Annotated in this window: 17 protein-coding genes; 8 read left to right on the forward strand and 9 right to left on the reverse strand. The window is 33.3% G+C overall.

The window, feature by feature from the left end; genetic code table 11:
* The first annotated feature begins 117 nt into the window (after positions 1-117).
* Genes PMN2A_RS04785 through fmt form a run of 3 tightly spaced genes read left to right on the forward strand, consistent with a single transcriptional unit; the run spans position 118 to position 3,924 of the window.
* Entirely contained in the window at positions 118-1,527 is a 1,410-nt protein-coding gene (locus PMN2A_RS04785) for a TldD/PmbA family protein (protein ID WP_011293898.1), read from the forward strand.
* A 1-nt stretch (position 1,528) separates the two neighbouring features.
* Entirely contained in the window at positions 1,529-2,917 is a 1,389-nt protein-coding gene (locus PMN2A_RS04790; RefSeq protein WP_011293899.1) for a TldD/PmbA family protein, read from the forward strand.
* Positions 2,914-3,924 carry a methionyl-tRNA formyltransferase gene (gene fmt / locus PMN2A_RS04795; RefSeq protein ID WP_011293900.1) on the forward strand — a complete coding sequence of 337 codons (1,011 nt, stop codon included), beginning with the start codon at positions 2,914-2,916 and terminating at the stop codon, positions 3,922-3,924. Before PMN2A_RS04790 ends, fmt begins: the two co-directional genes overlap by 4 nt.
* Here the strand turns inward: fmt and PMN2A_RS04800 are convergent.
* Complete coding sequence (locus PMN2A_RS04800) at positions 3,921-4,643, reverse strand: TerC family protein (RefSeq protein WP_011293901.1); 723 nt, start codon at positions 4,641-4,643, stop codon at positions 3,921-3,923. The genes fmt and PMN2A_RS04800 overlap by 4 nt on opposite strands.
* An 86-nt stretch (positions 4,644-4,729) precedes the next feature.
* On the opposite strand from PMN2A_RS04800, the gene PMN2A_RS04805 reads away from it, so the two are divergent.
* The 3 genes from PMN2A_RS04805 to PMN2A_RS04815 all read left to right on the forward strand — a co-directional run bounded on the left by PMN2A_RS04805 (position 4,730) and on the right by PMN2A_RS04815 (position 9,268).
* On the forward strand, positions 4,730-5,422 hold the full coding sequence (locus tag PMN2A_RS04805) for a hypothetical protein (RefSeq protein ID WP_011293902.1): 693 nt from the start codon (positions 4,730-4,732) through the stop codon (positions 5,420-5,422).
* A 63-nt stretch (positions 5,423-5,485) separates the two neighbouring features.
* Positions 5,486-8,989, forward strand: coding sequence for a transcription-repair coupling factor (mfd, locus tag PMN2A_RS04810; protein WP_011293903.1), 3,504 nt, complete (start codon positions 5,486-5,488; stop codon positions 8,987-8,989).
* 45 nt (positions 8,990-9,034) lie between these two features.
* Positions 9,035-9,268 carry a hypothetical protein gene (locus PMN2A_RS04815; RefSeq protein ID WP_011293904.1) on the forward strand — a complete coding sequence of 78 codons (234 nt, stop codon included), beginning with the start codon at positions 9,035-9,037 and terminating at the stop codon, positions 9,266-9,268.
* A 7-nt stretch (positions 9,269-9,275) separates the two neighbouring features.
* Here the strand turns inward: PMN2A_RS04815 and PMN2A_RS04820 are convergent, their stop codons facing one another.
* The 4 genes from PMN2A_RS04820 to PMN2A_RS04835 all read right to left on the reverse strand — a co-directional run bounded on the left by PMN2A_RS04820 (position 9,276) and on the right by PMN2A_RS04835 (position 11,684).
* On the reverse strand, positions 9,276-9,584 hold the full coding sequence (locus PMN2A_RS04820) for a hypothetical protein (protein ID WP_011293905.1): 309 nt from the start codon (positions 9,582-9,584) through the stop codon (positions 9,276-9,278).
* A 53-nt stretch (positions 9,585-9,637) separates the two neighbouring features.
* Complete coding sequence (locus PMN2A_RS04825; protein WP_011293906.1) at positions 9,638-10,288, reverse strand: methyltransferase domain-containing protein; 651 nt, start codon at positions 10,286-10,288, stop codon at positions 9,638-9,640.
* 124 nt (positions 10,289-10,412) lie between these two features.
* Positions 10,413-11,012 (reverse strand): DUF4335 domain-containing protein, encoded by a 600-nt coding sequence (locus tag PMN2A_RS04830; protein WP_011293907.1) that lies wholly within the window; start codon positions 11,010-11,012, stop codon positions 10,413-10,415.
* A 9-nt stretch (positions 11,013-11,021) separates the two neighbouring features.
* Positions 11,022-11,684: a DUF3038 domain-containing protein gene (locus PMN2A_RS04835; RefSeq protein WP_011293908.1), complete on the reverse strand. Its 663-nt coding sequence runs from the start codon at positions 11,682-11,684 to the stop codon at positions 11,022-11,024.
* A gap of 18 nt (positions 11,685-11,702) precedes the next feature.
* Here PMN2A_RS04835 and PMN2A_RS04840 point away from each other — a divergent pair, with 18 nt between their 5' ends.
* Entirely contained in the window at positions 11,703-12,221 is a 519-nt protein-coding gene (locus PMN2A_RS04840; RefSeq protein ID WP_011293909.1) for an adenine phosphoribosyltransferase, read from the forward strand.
* On the opposite strand, the gene PMN2A_RS04845 is transcribed toward PMN2A_RS04840, so the two are convergent.
* From PMN2A_RS04845 to dapB, 4 genes are read right to left on the reverse strand one after another with little or no spacing between them, the layout of a single operon-like run.
* The gene (locus PMN2A_RS04845) at positions 12,218-12,427 is read right to left on the reverse strand and encodes a DUF2949 domain-containing protein (protein ID WP_011293910.1); all 210 of its coding nucleotides are present in this window, start codon (positions 12,425-12,427) and stop codon (positions 12,218-12,220) included. The two genes, PMN2A_RS04840 and PMN2A_RS04845, sit on opposite strands and share 4 nt — an antisense overlap.
* Positions 12,428-12,443: 16 nt before the next feature.
* On the reverse strand, positions 12,444-13,556 hold the full coding sequence (locus PMN2A_RS04850) for an FAD-dependent monooxygenase (protein WP_011293911.1): 1,113 nt from the start codon (positions 13,554-13,556) through the stop codon (positions 12,444-12,446).
* A gap of 33 nt (positions 13,557-13,589) precedes the next feature.
* Positions 13,590-14,237, reverse strand: coding sequence for a hypothetical protein (locus tag PMN2A_RS04855; RefSeq protein WP_011293912.1), 648 nt, complete (start codon positions 14,235-14,237; stop codon positions 13,590-13,592).
* Positions 14,238-14,249: 12 nt separating this feature from the next.
* Positions 14,250-15,098 carry a 4-hydroxy-tetrahydrodipicolinate reductase gene (gene dapB / locus PMN2A_RS04860; protein WP_011293913.1) on the reverse strand — a complete coding sequence of 283 codons (849 nt, stop codon included), beginning with the start codon at positions 15,096-15,098 and terminating at the stop codon, positions 14,250-14,252.
* 113 nt (positions 15,099-15,211) lie between these two features.
* On the opposite strand from dapB, the gene PMN2A_RS04865 reads away from it, so the two are divergent.
* Positions 15,212-19,225 (forward strand): magnesium chelatase subunit H, encoded by a 4,014-nt coding sequence (locus PMN2A_RS04865; RefSeq protein WP_011293914.1) that lies wholly within the window; start codon positions 15,212-15,214, stop codon positions 19,223-19,225.
* The last annotated feature ends 4 nt before the right edge of the window (positions 19,226-19,229 follow it).

Raw genomic sequence — 19,229 nt, forward strand, 5'->3', positions numbered from 1 at the left:
AAATAATAACAATAAATATGTCCTATTAATATTAAATACGCAGTTAAGCCAATCTAATGCCATAATGTAAAAAAAAAAAAATTGACTAATTCATTACTAACTAGAGAAAGTGAAAATTTGCTATTCCATACTTTTGACGACAAATTAAAACCTCAAGTTGAAGAATTATTGTCTCTGGGCAAATCAGCTGGGGCTGACCTAGTAGAAGTCTTTCTTGAAAAATCAGACAACATATCTCTCTTAGCCGAGCAGGATGACATTTCAAATGTAAGTCCATCTTTCGGTATTGGAGCAGGTATTAGGGTGTTTCTTGGCAAAAAAGATGGTTTTGTAAGCACAAATGATTTATCAAAAGCAGGACTTCTCTTTGCCTTAAATCAAGCTTTAGGAATGTTAGGCCTCACAAGTGGTTCAATTAATAAAGACAAGTTTGAAGGGTTAAAGAAATTAAAGGATTTTGGATCAAATAAGAATGATTGGTTAGATCATTCACCAGATCTCAAAGAATCCACTCTTAAACTGCTTGAAGCCACTAACTCACTGGCAGATAAAAATAAAAATCTTCAAGTAAGAAGAGCTAGTTATTCAAGGAATTGGCAAGAAGTTTTAGTTGCAGCTTCAGACGGTGTATTTTCAAGAGATATTCGTCTTCATCAAACTGTTGGTATAAATGTAATTGCCCAAAAAGATAAACATAGATCTACCTCAGCTAGAAGATATGGTAGTTCTGGTAATCCTGATGATTTAAGAAACTGGGATATCGAAAAAAGTACATGTGAATTAAATGAAAGCGCTCAGAAAATGCTTTACGCAGGATTTGTTGAAGCTGGGCAAATGCCTGTAGTACTTGCTAATAAATTTGGAGGAGTCATATTCCATGAAGCTTGTGGTCATCTTCTTGAAACGACTCAATTAGAAAGAGGAACATCTCCATTTCATGACTCAATAAATAAGCAAATTGCTAACGAAGCCGTAAGTGCAGTTGATGAAGGACTTTCGAATCATGCTTTTGGGTCACTCTCAATGGATGATGAAGGAATGGAACCTCAAAATACTTTGTTAATTGAGAATGGGATATTAAAAAAGTTTCTTTCGGATAGAGCGGGATCTCTAAGAACTGGTCATCCAAGAACAGGTAGTGGAAGGAGGCAAAATTTCTCTTTCGCCGCTGCAAGTCGTATGAGAAATACATACATTAAGCAAGGTAATTTTTTACCAGAAGAATTAATTAAAAGTGTTGACAATGGTCTTTATTGTAAATCAATGGGCGGAGGCAGTGTAGGACCAACTGGTCAGTTTAACTTCTCTGTTGAAGAAGGCTATTTAATAAAAAATGGAAAACTTGATAAACCAGTTAAAGGGGCAACATTAATAGGTGAAGCAAAAGAAATACTACCTAGAATTTCCATGTGTGCAAATGATTTAGATCTTGCAGCAGGCTTCTGTGGGTCTGTAAGTGGAAGTGTAAATGTTACTGTTGGCCAACCACATATAAAAGTAGATTCAATAACAGTAGGAGGTAGATAATATGAATAAATCAATCACTAATCCTAAAAAAAGTGCGTTAGATCCAATTATATTGAATAAACTTTTAGAAAAATATAGTGAAGAGTCATCTATAAAAAAATGGGATATGGGCGCATCATCCAGTAGTGATATATCTGTTCAAGTTCAGCAAGGTAATGCTAAACAATTAAAAGGTTCACAAAGAAATTCCATGACCTTGAGAGTATGGAATAAAAACAATCAAGTAGGAATCACTAGTACATCCGACCTAACTAGTGAAGGCATTAAAAAAGCAATGAAGGGAGCAATTGAAGCTAGTCTTTTTGGTAATGAAAAAGATTCTCCTGAGTTTTCCTCATTAGCAAAATCAGAATTAGAAGAAATTAATCCTGAAATTTCTAATTCCCATACAATTGATCAATTGCTTAGTATTTTAAAGAAGGCAGAAAAAGAATTAATAGATACTCATAAATCAATAGATTCTGTTCCTTACAATGGTTTAAATGAAAGTTATATGGAAAGAATATATATAAATAGTGAAGGTGCTAATAGACATATGAAATTATCACAATCTTCTATATATTTGTATGCCAAGGCTGAGGAACAAAATAAGAAGCCTAGAAGTGCAGGGGGGATAAGAATAAACTCTAATTTAGAAGAACTTGATATTGATTCATGTATAAGTGAAACATCTGATAAGTTAATTAGTCATTTAGATTATAAATCAATAGAAACAAACAAGTATCTTGTTTGTTTTACTCCTGAGGCTTTTCTTCAACTAATAAGTGCATTTAGTTCTATGTTTAATGCACGGTCTATTATTGATGGACTAAGTTTAATGAAAGAAGACTCACTAGGTAATCAAATTTCAGTTCCAAATTTAAACATAAGCGACGAAGGTCTTCATCCTAAAAATGTTGGAGCTTTTAGTTTTGATGGTGAAGGAACACCAACACAAAATATCCAATTGGTCACAAACGGAATTTTGACTCAACTACTTCATTCAGAGGCAACAGCAAGGAAATTTGGCGTTAGACCTACAGGGCATGCGGGTTTAGGCGCTAAGGTATCTGTTTCTCCAGATTGGCTAGTCGTAAGCAAAAGTGAATCTGAAATGGATAAAGATGAAAGTCTAAGCATTAAAAATACAATCAAAGAATATATATTGATAGATGAGTTATCTGCGATTCATTCTGGAGTCAAGGCTAGTCAAGGGTCCTTCTCCTTGCCCTTTGATGGATGGATAGTTAATGATGGGAAGAAGACATCAATTGAAGCCGCTACAGTTGCTGGAGATATTTTAAAAGTTTTATCAAGTATTCTAAAAATTGAAGATGAACAGATAGTTACACATCAAGGCATCAGCCCTCATGTTTGGGTTGAGAACATGTCAATTACTGGGGAAGCGTGAAGATTGTTTTTTGGGGAACGCCTAAATATGCCGCAGAAAATTTAAAAACCATCGCTAAGGCCGGCTACGAAGTTATAGCTGTAGTTACTCAACCAGACAGAAAGCGTGGAAGGGGCAAAAAATTGTCACCTTCTCCAGTAAAAGAAGCAGCTGAAGAACTATCCATACCTGTCTATGCAACAAATTCAATAAGTAAAGATCAAAAAACAAAAGAGATACTCCTGAATTTGAAGGCTGATGTTTATCTAGTTGTTGCTTTTGGTCAAATTCTTCCAAAAGAAATATTAGATCAGCCAAAACTTGGATGCTGGAATAGCCACGCTTCTCTGCTTCCTGTTTGGAGAGGAGCTGCACCAATTCAGTGGAGCATAATTAATGCTGATGCCAAGACAGGTATTTGTATTATGTCAATGGAAGAAGGCTTAGATACAGGACCAGTTATTGAACAAGAGTCAACAGTTATAAAAGATTCAGATAATCTTGAGATACTTACGAATAGACTATCGGTAATGTCATCAAAACTTTTACTTAAGTCACTTGAAAAAATAAAGCTAACCAAAGGATTAAACAAATCATCAAGACTTAAACAATTGAATGCAATTGAGCAGAGAAATTTAAATGGTATTCCAAGTTATGCAAGACAAATAACAAAAGAAGACAATTTAATAGATTGGAATCAAGATGCAAGAAAGATATTAAAAAAAATTCAAGGATTATACCCCAATGCTTATACATTGTATAATGGTAAAAGAATAAAGATTTTAGATGCAATTATATCTTGCGATAATAATCAATCTAAAGAAAGTCAAGATATAAAAAATCAATCAAAATCAAATAGAATACCTGGAGAAATATTTATGATAAATAAACAAATTGGTATAAAAATAATGACAAATGATTTTCCTGTTCTAATTAAATATGCACAGTTAGAAGGCAAAAAAGCAACAGACAGTTATACGTTATCAATCCAGTCAAATCTTAGCATCAATGATAAACTTGGAATCTAAACATTACTAATAGAACTATTCTTCTTTGAAAAGCCCCAAATGAAAAGAAATAACATTACCAAGAAGAATAAATATTCAGGTATAACTAATTTGAATAAAACTAATTGAATGATTAACTTTAATCCAATAAGTCCAACTGCAATATAACCAGCTTTTTCTAAATTAATATATATCTCAAGCCATTTAATAAATAGTCCAGATGTGAAACGTAATGCGATAACTCCGATAATTGCTCCAGTAATCACTAAAAGGAATTGATCGCTTATTGCGACAGCTGCTGTAATACTATCTATAGAAAAAGCTAAATCAGTTACTGACAATAGAAGAATTACCTTAAATAATGAAATATTAGATTGTTCACTATTTTCGATTAAATTTTGATTAGAGCCATTATTGTTCAAAGATAAAAACTTTGAAATTGAAAGAGAAATCAAATAAATACCACCAATAAGCTTAACTGGCCAAAAGTTTAAGAAAAATTGAGCCGTAAGAATTACAAGTATTCTTAATAATAAAGCGATAAATATACCAATATTTAGTGCTTTTCTTTGCAGATTAATATTATTCAGATTCTTAGTTATTGAGGCAAGAGCCACTGCGTTATCAGCTGACAATACAAGCTCTAATGAAACAATAACAGGCAAAAGAGGAGCAAGTTCAACCCATCTATCAATACCATCCAGTAAAGGAGTTAAGGATCTGAGAGATGCTGAATCCATTAAATTAAAGAAAAAGAGCTATTAATATTGTCTGTTTGGTATATGTTAACTCTAATTATTCAATTCAGTGCTAAGTCAATAGGGTTATGAGAATCGAATCAAAGCTTTGCCACATATCAGAAAATAAAGCTGTTGTTCAAGTAAATGGTTGGCTTAATGACAGAAATTTAGGAAGTGCTCTAGCAGAGGGGCCAACAGTAGAAGTTGCAGAAGATAAAGCCATATCAAGACTGAATGAAAGGATAAATGCAGTCACAAAAGATGTGTCGAGTATTAATACTAATAATGAACATAAAACCAAAACTCCATTAAGAATTGAACTTCCTAATAGTGAAAAGGTTGAATTACCTAAAAGAGAAAAGGTTGAAGATATTAATATCAATCATGAGCCAAATGATTGGAGTAGCGAATTAACAGCGATAGATGCAGAAATTGAACGGCTAAAATGGTCCAGAGATGATGAAATAAATTTCCTAGAAAAAAAATTAGGTTATAATAATCGAAATAAAATAACTAGCTATGCTGATATAGTGAAGTATCTATGTCTATTAAAAAAGACTGATATTCCAAATCAATTCAAAGTATCAAATGGGAATCTCAATACTTTAATAGAAGAGTCTGACATTATACTTAGGGATTTATCATGGGATCATAAACAGGGACGAGAATTTCTACAAAAGGAGTTTAATGTTTTAACTAGAAAGGAACTTAGTGAAACACAATTAGTATCATTCGTTGAGAAGCTAAAATTGATTCGAAATGAATATCTAGCTCATTAAGCCTTCTCAATAAGACAATTAAAATGTTAGGGTTAATTAGATAAAAATAAGTAAAAAAGAATAGTGTCCTTAGAGTCAATAGCAAAATATTTAGAAAACCATCATTTAACAACTGAGTTGATTGAACGAACAAATAGAGAAGAAAGATTAATATTAACAGGAGCATCGCGGACAGCAAAGGCATTAATAACAACTTCGCTTGCTAAAAATGAGTCCAAAAGATTATTAGTAATTGTCCCAACATTAGAAGATGCAACTAGATGGTATCCCCTTGTAAAAGATTGCGGTTGGACTAAGACATGTTTATATCCAACAAGTGAAGTCTCACCATATGAAACTACGCAGGTTACTTCAGAAATCATTTGGGGTCAATTACAAGTACTAAGCGATATATTGGAATTAAAAGATGATGAGAATATCGCAATAATTGCAACAGAAAGATCTTTACAACCACATCTGCCCCCATTTGAACACCTTAGAGAAAAGTGTATTAAATTAAACGTAGGTGATGAAATAAATCTAAGTGATTTATCTTTAAAATTGAGTGAAAGTGGATATATCAAGTCTAATAATATAGATCAAGAAGGAACATGGACAAGACGTGGAGATATTATTGATATTTACCCTGTTAGTAGTGAACTTCCAATTAGATTAGAGCTATTTGGTGATCTATTAGATAAGATTAAAGAATTTGATCCAATTTCACAAAGGTCATTAGATCAAATCAACAATGTATGCATAACACCCACGGGTTTTGATCCACTAATCATTAATAAGCTTATATCAACTGACAACAAGGATATATCGAGTTTATTTACTAATGATGAGTTCTCTGAGTTAGTAGATTCAAATAAATTGGATTCAGCAAAGAAATATTTAGGAGTTGCATTTGACAAGCCTTCATCATTATTAGATTACTTAGATGATAAGACATTTATTGTGGTTGATGAGAGGTTTCAAGGTATATCTCATGGGAAAGCTTGGTATAATATTGTTAATGATAATTATACAGATGTAATTACTACTATAAAAGGTAGTGAAGCAACAAAAACTATATTTAAACCTAATCTTCATAAAGACATTAATGATATATATGATTCTCTAAATAATTATAAAGGTATTGATATAACAGATTTAGAAGACACTACAAAGAAAACGAATGTTTTTAGTATTTCAAGCAAAGTTCATAATTGGCTGCCTAATCAATACGGTAAAATAAGTTTATCTTTAAAAGATTACATCAAGAATAAATATTCTATTTGGATAATTTCAGCACAACCTAGTCGTGCAGTTTCTTTGTTAGAAGAACATGAATGTATCTCAAAGTTTATACCTAATAATACCGATCTTAATGGTATCAAAAATATTATCGATGACAATATTCCAGTAGCTATTAAAAATAAAAATGAGGGTGAAATTGAAGGATTTTATCTTCCTGCATGGAAAATTGCACTATTAACGGATAAGGAGTTTTTCGGACAACAAAATATTTCTACGACTGGTTATATAAGAAGAAGAAAACAATCTCAAAGTAAAAAGATAGATCCTAATAAGATGAAACCAGGCGATTATGTTGTTCATAGAAATCATGGAATTGGTTTATTTCAGAAAATTGAAAAATTAAATATTAATGGAGAGTCAAGAGATTATTTGGTAATAAAATATATGGATGGAAAGCTAAGTGTTGCTGCAGATCAACTTGGAAGTCTAGGTAGGTATAGAAGTTCAAATGCAAAGACTCCTACAATTAGTAAATTAGGAGGAGCTAATTGGAACAAAATAAAGGAAAAGGCAAAGAAATCCGTTAAAAAAGTTGCTATTGATTTAATTAAGTTATATGCAGAAAGAAGTAAAGAAAAAGGGTATAAATTCCCATGTGATGGGCCCTGGCAAAACGAATTAGAAGACTCATTTCCATACGCACTTACACCTGATCAAGCAACAGCTACATCTCAAGTTAAATCTGATATGGAAAGTGAAAAGCCTATGGATAGATTAGTTTGCGGCGATGTTGGATTTGGGAAAACAGAAGTTGCTATACGAGCAATATTTAAGGCTATTACCTCAGGAAAACAAATAGCTTTATTAGCACCAACGACTGTATTATCTCAACAACATTGGAGAACTATTTCTGATCGATTTGCTCCTTATCCTATAAAAGTTTCATTACTCAATAGATTTAAAACAAATAGTGAAAAAAAACATATAGTTAGTGGCCTGAAAGATGGACAAATTGATGCAGTTGTTGGTACACATCAGCTCTTGAACAAAAAATTAGTTTATAAGGACTTGGGACTTCTAGTTATAGATGAAGAACAACGTTTTGGAGTTAATCAAAAAGAGAAAATAAAGGAATTAAAAAAAAGTGTAGATGTATTAACCCTTTCAGCGACTCCAATTCCAAGAACACTCTATATGAGTCTTTCTGGTGTCCGTGAAATGAGTTTAATAACAACACCGCCTCCCCTACGAAGGCCAATTAAAACACACTTAGCACCCCTCGATAATGAAATAATAAGAAGTGCAATTTCACAAGAGATTGATAGAGGTGGACAAATATTTTATATTGTTCCTCGAATAAAAGGAATAGAAGATGTAGCAGAGAAATTAAAAATTATGATCCCAAATGTGAAATTATTGATTGCACATGGTCAAATGGAGGAGGGAGCATTAGAGAATGCAATGCTTGCATTTAATGCAGGAGAAGCCGATATTTTGCTTTGTACAACTATTGTAGAAAGTGGATTAGATATTCCTAGAGTAAATACTATTTTAATTGAAGATTCTCACAAGTTTGGTTTATCTCAACTTTACCAATTGAGAGGCAGAGTAGGCCGAAGTGGAGTACAAGCACATGCTTGGTTATTTTATCCAAGCGATGAGAAATTAAATGAGACATCAAGGCAACGTTTAAAGGCTATAAAAGAATTTAGTGATTTGGGCAGTGGTTATCAGTTAGCCATGAGGGACATGGAAATTAGAGGCGTTGGAAATATCTTAGGTATTGAACAAAGCGGACAAATGGAAACAATAGGATTTGATTTGTATATGGAATTATTACAGGAAACTATTGCCGAAATACAGGGGCAAGACATTCCTAGTGTTGACGATACTCAAATAGATCTACCTGTGACAGCTTTTATACCAGGAGATTGGATAACTGATCCAGATGAAAAAATAAATGCATATAGATTAGCCACACAATGCGAAAACAATGATTCATTAGTTCAATTTGCTAGCAACTTGGTTGATAGATATGGAACATTACCAAAAGCAGTTGAATCATTAATAGAAGTAATGAAATTAAAAATAATCGCTAAAAAGTGTGGCTTCTCAAGAATCAAGTTATCCAAACCAAATGTTGAGCTTGAGACAATGATGGATGAGCCAGCATTCAAGTTACTAAGAAAAGGTTTGGCTAATCACCTTCATGGAAGATTTATTTATAAGAAAGGGGATAAGTGTTCAACGGTGACTATTCGAGGGCTCGGAATCTTGGATAGCGATAAACTTCTAGATCAATTAACTGAATGGCTAAAACTTATGAATTCAGAAATAAACGCTTAATAAATCAAATTTTCAATTCAGTAAAACAAGCGGTCAATTATTCAATTGGTTGAACAAAATGCCTTAAAAGTAAAAGATTGCTATAGTCACCAAAATTTGAGTATTTTTACCTTGGGTGAAGTAATAGAAATTAGTTCAAACCAATATGGACTCAGCCTTTTTAGCGGAATGATAAGTCTTTTAGCATTAGGGGTGTATACACTTTTGACTGTAGACGCCGGAAACGACGATGATGATTCTGACTCTGGAAGTGGTGGCTTGATGCAACCAGTCAATTAATTGAAGATCAATTAGTTATTAGGTTTGAAAGCCTCTCTCTAAAATCACCCTTAGCAATACCACCTTTAAGCTCACCAATAATCTCAAATTCTCCCTCCGGATCATTAACTAATAGATAAGTAGGCCAGCCCATACCTTCTTTTGTAGGATATTGCTTTAATAATATTGGTCTATATTTTCTATAAACCACTGTATCTTGTAGTTTTACGCTAATAAATTCTATACCTAATTCGGTCGCAACTTTAGAATCAAAGAAGCTCATCCTGTGACAAGTTCCACAATCCTCAGAACTAAATTTAATTAGAGAACAGGACATAAAAAAAAACTATTATGAATTTATACTAAATACAAGTATTCATAAAAAGTAGATCAGTAATTAGACTTATTGTTTCTTGCAATCACTGAAAAAAAAGGATCACTCTCTGATGAGTAAAACCCAAAAAGCTTTTTATCTTGAGTTTTCTCATTTAATATTTTTTCTATCCTCCATCCATTAGAAGTAAGGACACTAGTTACATATTCAATTCTTTTTTCCTCTGACGAATATGTCCAGATGTTTGGAGCTTTTGTCCAGAATGCTCGATTAGTGAAGGAGATTATCAATAATGAATCAGATTTGATAACCCTTGATAGTTCTAATGAAACTTTTTCAGGATATTGAAGATATTGCCAGCCTGCAACAATTAATCCAACATCAACAGAAGAATCTTCAATTGGCATATTTTGTTTCTTATTTAAATTTTGTACGAAGAACCTATCAAGTCTTTCATTAGAACTTAACTCAGCTTCATTCATTCCATGACCAATAACTTTTTTATAACTAATATTAGATGGTAAATGACTTACCCAACTACTCATTAAATCTAAAATAATGTGATGATTAAGCAGATACTCAGTGTATAAACTTGTCAGCCTATTTCTGAATGAATCGCTAAGGTGATGAACAAATCTTGGCTGTTGATAAAAGATTTCATCGTCACTAATATCACACTTATTCCTATCGTATGATGAGAGTTTCATCCTAATCAATATATTTCGTTAATACTAGTAGAGTTTTAATGTATTAGCGTATATATAAGTAAATTAATAGACAATATATCAATCTAAAGCCAATTAATAGATTATTATTTAGTTAATATAAACCTTATTCATTTATAGTTTGAGATGATTTAGTAGGTTCGCTCAGATCAAATTTATTATTGGTAGGGATCAATAACATAAGGGAGCTTGTAGATAAAAATAAAATGAATGCATAAAATAAAGCAAATCTTTTCTTTGATTTATAAGCACTAGAATTAATATATCTCTTGCTGTAAGGTCTATCTAAAGTGATATTCCAATTAAGGTTAAATCTGGAATCAAACCTCAATAGATCTAAACATTGAGTAAGATCAGACAATTCTGAATCATCTAATATAATTTCTAGAGGCTTAACATCTTTCTTTGTACTATTAAGACGTAATTTATGACTACTGCCAAATGGAGAGATCATTACAATATTTTTTTTTGATATAAATGTTTTTCGAATTCCAGAGATATACGACCGTGAATATTGAAGAATTACTTGCATCAAGTTTTCAAGATGTTCCTTTTCACCCTCTAGTGTAGGTGAGCCGATTATTTTCAATGTCCATGAAGATAAGATACCAATAGTATTCTCTGAGTCTCCATTTGAAACATCTGGCATACCATCTAGTTCTAGAGATGAAGAGTTTTGATCAAATCTATAAGATAAATTAATCATTTATATAAACTAAGATTGGTGATATAAAGAAGCTTTAAGTCGACAAGCACCACCTTTTCCACAAGACAAAGAAAGAATGACTAATAACTCTCTAAAAAATTCATGCTTATCATCATTTAATAAGGAGATTATATAACTACGCTTCAAATTCATCCTCTCGGATATAAGTGACTTAAGACGTGAACTAAATAAAATCCATCGCTCTTGATTCAGTGTCTTAGATTCTTTGGAGGAAAGTAATTGCCTAATAAGAGGATAAAGGTTTTCTGCCATGGAAGAAATAAGTTCAACAAGAGAATCTATCTGCTCAAATGAGAGTGATGAAAAGGTGTGACTTTTCCTCAACGGGTTAGAACATCTAATTTTCCAGAATTGAACTCTACTAGTGAACTCATCTGATAAACCAATATTATTAGCCTTCAAAAAGAGGGAATCCATTGCATTGATTTGAAGCGTTTCGATAACTAAAAGTAAAAAATCAAGTTTTTTAGAGGCATCCTTTGAAATAAAACAATTTAAATAACCACTTTCACCACAGGTTTTAAAATTATTGGATTCATTAATGAATTCTTTACTATGCGTGGCAACTAAATTAGAAGTCTTCATAGTGTCAATAATGACAGGAGTTTGCTGATTTGCTAGCTTTAATGTTGGTTTAATAAAATCGCACACCTCAAATATTTATATTGCATGGATCACTTAAAAAAATACATTACAGAAATAAATGATTACCCGAAAAAGGGAATTGTCTTCAAAGACTTAAACCCAATATATAAAGAGCCCAAGATATGGAAAGAATTAATGTTTCCTCTTCAGAACCTGATATCTACTAAAAAACCTGATTATATTGCTGGCATAGAATCAAGAGGATTTATTTCTGCATCTGCATTGGCATTTAAGCTTGAGATAGGTTTAATTACTATTAGAAAACCTAATAAATTACCTGGAGAAGTAATAGGTACTAATTATAAGCTTGAATACGGTGAAGACAGATTAGAAATCCAGCAAAATATAATGGAAAAGGATAGTAAGATAATGTTATTTGATGATTTACTAGCTACAGGAGGAACAGCAGGTGCAGCAGGTAACTTGATCAAAAAAGCAGGTGGTAATTTAATTGGATATGCTTTTCTTGTAGAGCTAACTGAACTTAAAGGGAGAGAAAATTTAGATTCAAATTTATTTGTAGAAACCCTAATAAAGTATTAGTTATTCTTTAGCCACAAAAGTATTATCTTTAGTTGAGACAATGTAATTAAACCATAACTCCACATTACAATAGGAAGTGGAGAATTTTCCAAACAAGATCTTTTTATTCCTAATTCGAGCGCTCCCTGACTTATACCTAAGTTATCAATTATGAAATTACACAATTCAGTTGATGGAGGATTGATAGAATTAATCGTATTTATCATTTATATATAAATCAAATTAGAATCCATTAGTCATTAAATTGAGAATATATTTCCTAAATAAAGATGATTTTTTTAAAATAAAAAATACAAGTAACCTAGGTAAATAAAAGATAGAAATATTGCTTCGAGAATATCTTACTAAACTATCCGTTAAAATAGATATGGATAGTACATCAAACGATCTAGAAATAGAATAAATTAATGGAATTAAAGAATGATTATTCTTTAATAATGGAATAGATAATAATTTCGACAAACAATCAACGTCTCGCCAACATAGATTTAGTCCTTGACCACCTACAGGATGAATTTTGTGTGCTGTCTCACCTAAGTAAATATATTTACCAGAAAAAAATAAATAGTTAAGACAAAAATCAATTGGAAAAGATTCTGGCGAATCAATAATAGTGTCAGGTTCAATACCGTAAGGAAGAATTGTAGATAAATAGTCTAAAAATAGAGATTTAGATAAATTCATATTATAAGTACCCTTTAAGATTGATTGACTACATATAACTTGAAATAAATCACCTCCTAATGGTAAAACAGCAAATGGGCCCTCACTATTTAAAATTTCGAATGCTTCATTAGATTTTACCCCTCTAAGAAGAACCTTAGCAGTAATACACATCTGATCATATTTAAAATGAAAAGAGGGTGTGTTAAGCTTTTTTTTTGTATTAGAGCTTGATCCATCTGCAGCAACAATTAGATCATAATTATTGGTATTGGGAATCACAGATGTTGGAATCTTGTTGATATTTTCTAAATTAGATATAACGCTTAAAATTGATAACATTATAAATTTATGTTCAGCAATCCAACCTACTGCTGAATATTTTTGGTCTGGAATAGGTAAATCATTAGTAAGAAATACAAACTTTTTATTTAATTCATAGTCGATTACATTCAGAAATTGAAATGGTACTAAATCCCTTGATAAATTTGACCAGATACCAAGTTTTTCTAATATCTTTCTAGAGGAATGTGTAATAGCGTATGTTCGATCTCGATTGACAAGTTCTTCGTCTGATAGTCTCTCATATAGATCAACTCTACAGCCAGCTTTTGCTAATGAAATTGCGGCCAATGATCCAGTTAATCCAGAACCAATAATTGCTATATTCATAAATACGATTATATCATTTTTTACAAAAAAGATTTAGCCTGAAATTCTCAAATTAACAAATTCCTCAAAGGCAGGTCGAAGAAGAAAAGGATAAGAACCTACCCATAAATTTATTTCTGGACACCAAGCATCACTTATCGCCTGAATTGTATCAAAATCTCTTCTATTGCTAAAAACCACACAGTTAATTCTCATTCCTTTAGTAAGTATATTAAATTTCTTTTGTAATGGAAAACTTATATTACCTATAAATCCATCTTCATCTTCTATATCCAAGATAACGAATGTTCGCTTTTTCTCTAACACCTCTAATCTTCCATCTTGATTAGCTTGCTCCTGTTTATTTTCCACCCTATCTTCCACATAAACATCAGAAATATAACCATCAACTAATGCTGAAAAAGTAAAACTTTTAAACTTAGAATTTTTTCTACTAGCTTCAAGTATTGGTCCCCATAAAATATATAAAAGAAAAACAACACCTAATACCAACCATAGAGAATAGAACTGACTGGTTACTTGACTTTGACTAATTAGCAAAGTAATAACACCACCAATGGCAGAAATCATAATCCGCTGAAAGATTTTCTGAGGATTACCTAATGCTGAATTGAATTGTTTCCCTGTCGCAACAGCAGGAATCAATTTATTAATCTCATTTTGCTTAATAGGAAATAACATTTGTATTAAAAACTATAAAATTTTCTCAAGTCCGTAAACCAATTTATTGAATGATCTAATTTTTTTGATCACTAATAGAACGCCAGGCATGTAGGCAGATCGATCAATAGTGTTATGAGATAACTCATATGTCTCTCCATTTGACCCAAACATGACTTGCTGATGAGCAACAAGACCAGGCAACCTTACGGAATGGAGTCTCAAGCCACTAGCACGAGAACCGCCACGAGAGCCTTTAATTGATTCTTCTTCCTCTACAAAAGATCTATTGAAGTTTGAACGTTGCTCCTCAATCAGTTCGGCGGTTTTGATACACGTACCACTTGGGGCATCAGCCTTTTTGTTGTGATGCATTTCAGTCAATTCAGCGAACTCATAAAAACGGGCTGCTGCGGCTGCGGCTTGCTGCAGCAAAACCATACCTACTGAGAAATTAGGAATAATAGCTGAACCAAGAGAAGCTTTGTCTGCGAATTTAGAAAGATCATCTAACTGATCTGCCGTTATTCCAGTGGTACCAATTACAGGATGAACTCCATAGGCGATTGATGTACGGGTGTGTTTATAAGCAAATTTTGGATGAGTAAAATCAACTAAAACAGCACCATTATTTGAACCATCTTTAGGGACGTTTTGACTTGCAGCACACAAAGAGCCTTCGAAATCACTAGAAAGGAAAACATCTAATTCACCTAACCCCAGCAACGAACCTATGTCTTGACCTTCTTTGTCCTTCTGGTTATCAATTGCGCCAACAAGTTGAAAATCTTTGGATGAATTAATCGCTTTAACAACTTCAGATCCCATTCGACCCATAGCTCCTGCTACTAAAACTGGTATTGATTGATTAGCAGAACTCATTGAATTTGTTTTTGCATTATTATATTTGCTTTTTCATGTAACACGCATTAACTAAATAACACACTAAAGGCCCACTGAACACTAGGCTTGGTCGAATTACCTAAGAAGAAAAGATGTTTACACAGGTTCGCTCAGCAAATCGCAGAGTTTCACCTGTCGAGAATCATAAGCATAAAGCTGTGATGAAGGCTGTTTATGTAGTCCTTGAGCCTCAATATCAAAATGCTCTTACACAGGCTGCTAACTCATTAAATTCGCAAAATGGCCCTATTGGAATTGAACTTAATGGATATTTAATTGAAGAACTTAGAGATACAAACAATTATGAAAGCTTTAAAAAAGATATAGAAAATGCTGATTTATTCGTAGCTTCATTGATTTTCATTGAAGATTTGGCGCAAAAAGTTGTTGAAGCAGTTGAACCTCACAAAGACAGTCTTAAGGCAGCGGTGGTATTTCCATCAATGCCAGAAGTAATGCGATTGAACAAATTGGGAACTTTTTCTATGGCGCAGTTAGGCCAAAGTAAAAGCATCATTGGCGATTTCATGAAGAAGAGGAAAGAAGCGGGCGGCGCTGGATTTCAAGATTCAATGTTGAAGCTTCTAAATACCCTACCCTCAATTCTTAAGTATCTGCCTGTAGACAAAGCACAAGACGCTCGTAGTTTTATGCTTAGTTTTCAATATTGGTTAGGAGGAACTCCAGATAATCTTCGAAATTTCTTATTAATGCTTGGAGACAAATATGTATTTCCAGAACTAAATAAAGAAGAAGAAAAAATTGAAGTTGCAGAGCCTGAAGTTTTCCCTGATTTGGGAATTTGGCATCCTTTAGCTCCAAATATGTTTGAGGATAAAAAAGAATATTTAAATTGGACAGCTTCTAGGGATGATCTATCAAGTAAGGCTAAAAACGGTCCTGTAATCGGACTAGTACTTCAAAGAAGTCACATTGTTACTGGAGACGATGCTCACTACGTCGCAGTTATTCAAGAATTGGAATACAGGGGAGCAACAGTAATTCCTGTTTTTTGTGGTGGGTTAGATTTTTCTAAGCCAGTAAATGAATTTTATTACGATCCTATAAATCCTGATAAACCCATTGTAGATGGGGTTGTTTCACTTACAGGATTCGCACTTGTTGGAGGTCCAGCAAGACAAGATCACCCAAAAGCTGTCGATGCTTTAAAAAAGCTCAATCGACCTTACATGGTTGCTCTGCCACTCGTTTTTCAAACAACTCAAGAATGGGAAGGAAGTGACCTAGGACTTCATCCAGTTCAAGTTGCACTTCAAATTGCAATCCCTGAATTAGATGGTGCTATTGAGCCAATAGTTTTATCTGGTCGAGATGATGCAACTGGCAAAGCTCATACACTACAAGACAGAGTAGATGCAATAGCTGAAAGAGCTATCAGATGGTCATCACTAAGAATTAAAAAACGTGACCAGAAGAAATTAGCTATTACTGTATTTAGTTTTCCACCTGATAAAGGGAATGTTGGAACAGCTGCTTATTTAGACGTCTTTGGCTCTATTTATAGAGTTTTAGAAGAAATGAAGGAAAAAGGTTATGACATAAAAGATCTACCTAAGAATCCAAAAGAACTAATGGAGACATTAATAAATGATCCAGAGGCTTTACAAGGTGCTCCTGAGCTATCAATAGCGCATCGAATGAGTGTAAAAGAATATGAGAAATTAACTCCATATTCTGAGAGACTAGAAGAGAACTGGGGAAAGCCACCGGGAAATTTAAATAGTGACGGACAAAATCTTCTTATATATGGAAAAGAATTTGGAAATGTATTTGTAGGGGTGCAACCAACCTTTGGATATGAAGGTGATCCTATGAGATTGCTTTATTCTAGAAGTGCTAGTCCTCATCATGGATTTGCCGCTTATTACACTTATTTAGAAAAAGTTTGGAAGGCAGACGCAGTTCTACATTTTGGAACCCACGGATCGCTTGAATTCATGCCCGGGAAACAAATGGGTATGAGCGAGACATGTTATCCAGATTCATTGATTGGAGGTCTACCTAATCTTTACTACTACGCAGCAAATAATCCTTCGGAAGCAACAATCGCAAAAAGAAGAGGATACGCATCAACAATTAGTTATTTAACGCCCCCTGCTGAAAACGCTGGACTATATAAAGGTCTAAAAGAACTTGGAGAGTTAGTTGGTTCTTATCAACAATTAAGAGAAAGTGGAAGAGGAATTCAAATTGTTAACGCAATAGTTGAGACATCAAAAAAATGTAATCTTGATGAAGATGTCAAACTACCTGAAAAAGATGCCTCCGAATTAGAAATAGATGAAAGAGATTTGGTAGTAGGAAATGTATATAAACAATTAATGGAAATAGAAAGTCGATTATTACCTTGCGGCTTACACACAATTGGTAAACCAGCCACTGCTGAGGAAGCAATTGCAACCTTGGTAAGTATCGCTTCTATTGAAAGAGAAGATGATGGAATCAGATCTTTGCCAGGATTATTAGCTGAATCAAAAGGAAAAACAATTGAGGAAGTCTATGAAGGTAATAACAAGGGAAAATTAGAAGATGTTGAACTTAATAAATTAATTACAGAAACATCAAGAGAAGCTGTTGGTTCAATGGTTAGATCTCTTACAGGAAGAGATGGGAGAGTAAATATGAAGAAGAATATCTGGACGCTAATTGTTGAGTTCTTGAGAGGAATTGGTTTCGCAATTCCATCACCATGGCAAGCATCTGCTAAGAAAGCAGGTTTTGAAAATGTAAATCAAGGTTCTCTAGATAAGGTCTTTGACTATTTGAGATTTTGCTTAGAGCAAATATGTGCAGATAAAGAGATGGAGAGCCTTTTAAAAGCTCTAGATGGAGATTATGTGATTCCTGGTCCTGGAGGAGATCCTATTAGGAACCCAGGAGTATTACCAAGTGGTAAAAATATTCACGCATTAGACCCCCAATCGATACCAACTGTTGCGGCTGTGGCTTCAGCCAAAGGAGTAGTTGACAAACTTATTGAGAGGCAGAAAGAGGAGCAAGGTACATGGCCAGAGACTATCGCTTGCGTACTTTGGGGTACTGACAACATCAAAACTTATGGTGAATCATTAGCACAAATCCTTTGGTTTGTAGGAGTAAAACCAAAACCAGATTCTGTCGGAAGGGTAAATAAATTAGAACTCCTTTCTCTTGAGGAACTAGGAAGACCAAGAATTGATGTAGTAGTTAACTGCTCTGGAGTGTTTAGAGATTTGTTTATTAATCAAATGGCATTAATTGACCAAGCAGTAAAAATGGCTGCTGAGGCTGATGAACCACTTGATCAAAATTTTGTAAGAAAGCATGTCTTAGAGCAGGCAGAAAAGGAAGGTAAAAGTATTAGGGAATCAGCAAGCAGAGTGTTCTCAAATGCAAGTGGAAGTTACAGCTCAAATGTCAATTTGGCTGTAGAGAATTCAACATGGGAAGAAGAAAATGAATTGCAAGAAATGTACCTTTCAAGAAAAACATTTGCTTTTAATGCAGATAATCCAGGGGAAATGAATCAGAACAGAGACGTTTTTGAATCAGTCATGAAAACTGCTGACGTTACCTTCCAAAATCTTGATTCTTCTGAAATATCATTAACAGATGTAAGTCATTACTTTGACTCAGATCCAACAAATTTAATTAAGAATCTTAGAGATGATGGTAAAGCACCAAGTAGTTACATAGCCGACACAACTACAGCAAATGCTCAGGTCAGATCATTAAGTGAAACTATTCGATTAGATTCCAGAACAAAATTACTTAACCCAAAATGGTATGAAGGAATGCTTAAGTCAGGATATGAGGGAGTAAGAGAGGTTTCTAATAGACTTAATTACACATTAGGATGGAGTGCAACTAGTGGGCAAGTTGATAATTTCGTATATGAAGAATCAAACGAAACTTTTATAAATGATCCAGAGATGAGGAAAAGATTAATGGAATTAAATCCTCATAGTTTTAGAAGAATAGTTGGTACATTATTAGAAGTTAACGGGAGAGGATATTGGGAAACATCAGATGAAAATATTGAACAATTAAAAGAACTTTATCAAGAAGTAGAAGATAGAATCGAAGGGGTTAATACAGAAGATTAATAAT

This window comes from Prochlorococcus marinus str. NATL2A (assembly GCF_000012465.1).
Taxonomy (GTDB): Bacteria; Cyanobacteriota; Cyanobacteriia; order PCC-6307; family Cyanobiaceae; genus Prochlorococcus_B; species Prochlorococcus_B marinus_B.

What these genes read in the sequence shown, in the direction of transcription:
- dapB (WP_011293913.1), bottom strand. Translation starts at nt 15,098, where the DNA reads ATGAGTTCTGCTAATCAATCAATACCAGTTTTAGTAGCAGGAGCTATG.
- PMN2A_RS04845 (WP_011293910.1), bottom strand. Translation starts at nt 12,427, where the DNA reads ATGATAAATACGATTAATTCTATCAATCCTCCATCAACTGAATTGTGT.
- PMN2A_RS04820 (WP_011293905.1), bottom strand. Translation starts at nt 9,584, where the DNA reads ATGTCCTGTTCTCTAATTAAATTTAGTTCTGAGGATTGTGGAACTTGT.
- PMN2A_RS04830 (WP_011293907.1), bottom strand. Translation starts at nt 11,012, where the DNA reads ATGATTAATTTATCTTATAGATTTGATCAAAACTCTTCATCTCTAGAA.
- PMN2A_RS04800 (WP_011293901.1), bottom strand. Translation starts at nt 4,643, where the DNA reads ATGGATTCAGCATCTCTCAGATCCTTAACTCCTTTACTGGATGGTATT.
- PMN2A_RS04840 (WP_011293909.1), top strand. Translation starts at nt 11,703, where the DNA reads ATGGATCACTTAAAAAAATACATTACAGAAATAAATGATTACCCGAAA.
- PMN2A_RS04790 (WP_011293899.1), top strand. Translation starts at nt 1,529, where the DNA reads ATGAATAAATCAATCACTAATCCTAAAAAAAGTGCGTTAGATCCAATT.
- PMN2A_RS04865 (WP_011293914.1), top strand. Translation starts at nt 15,212, where the DNA reads ATGTTTACACAGGTTCGCTCAGCAAATCGCAGAGTTTCACCTGTCGAG.
- PMN2A_RS04825 (WP_011293906.1), bottom strand. Translation starts at nt 10,288, where the DNA reads ATGAAACTCTCATCATACGATAGGAATAAGTGTGATATTAGTGACGAT.
- PMN2A_RS04855 (WP_011293912.1), bottom strand. Translation starts at nt 14,237, where the DNA reads ATGTTATTTCCTATTAAGCAAAATGAGATTAATAAATTGATTCCTGCT.
- PMN2A_RS04805 (WP_011293902.1), top strand. Translation starts at nt 4,730, where the DNA reads ATGAGAATCGAATCAAAGCTTTGCCACATATCAGAAAATAAAGCTGTT.
- PMN2A_RS04850 (WP_011293911.1), bottom strand. Translation starts at nt 13,556, where the DNA reads ATGAATATAGCAATTATTGGTTCTGGATTAACTGGATCATTGGCCGCA.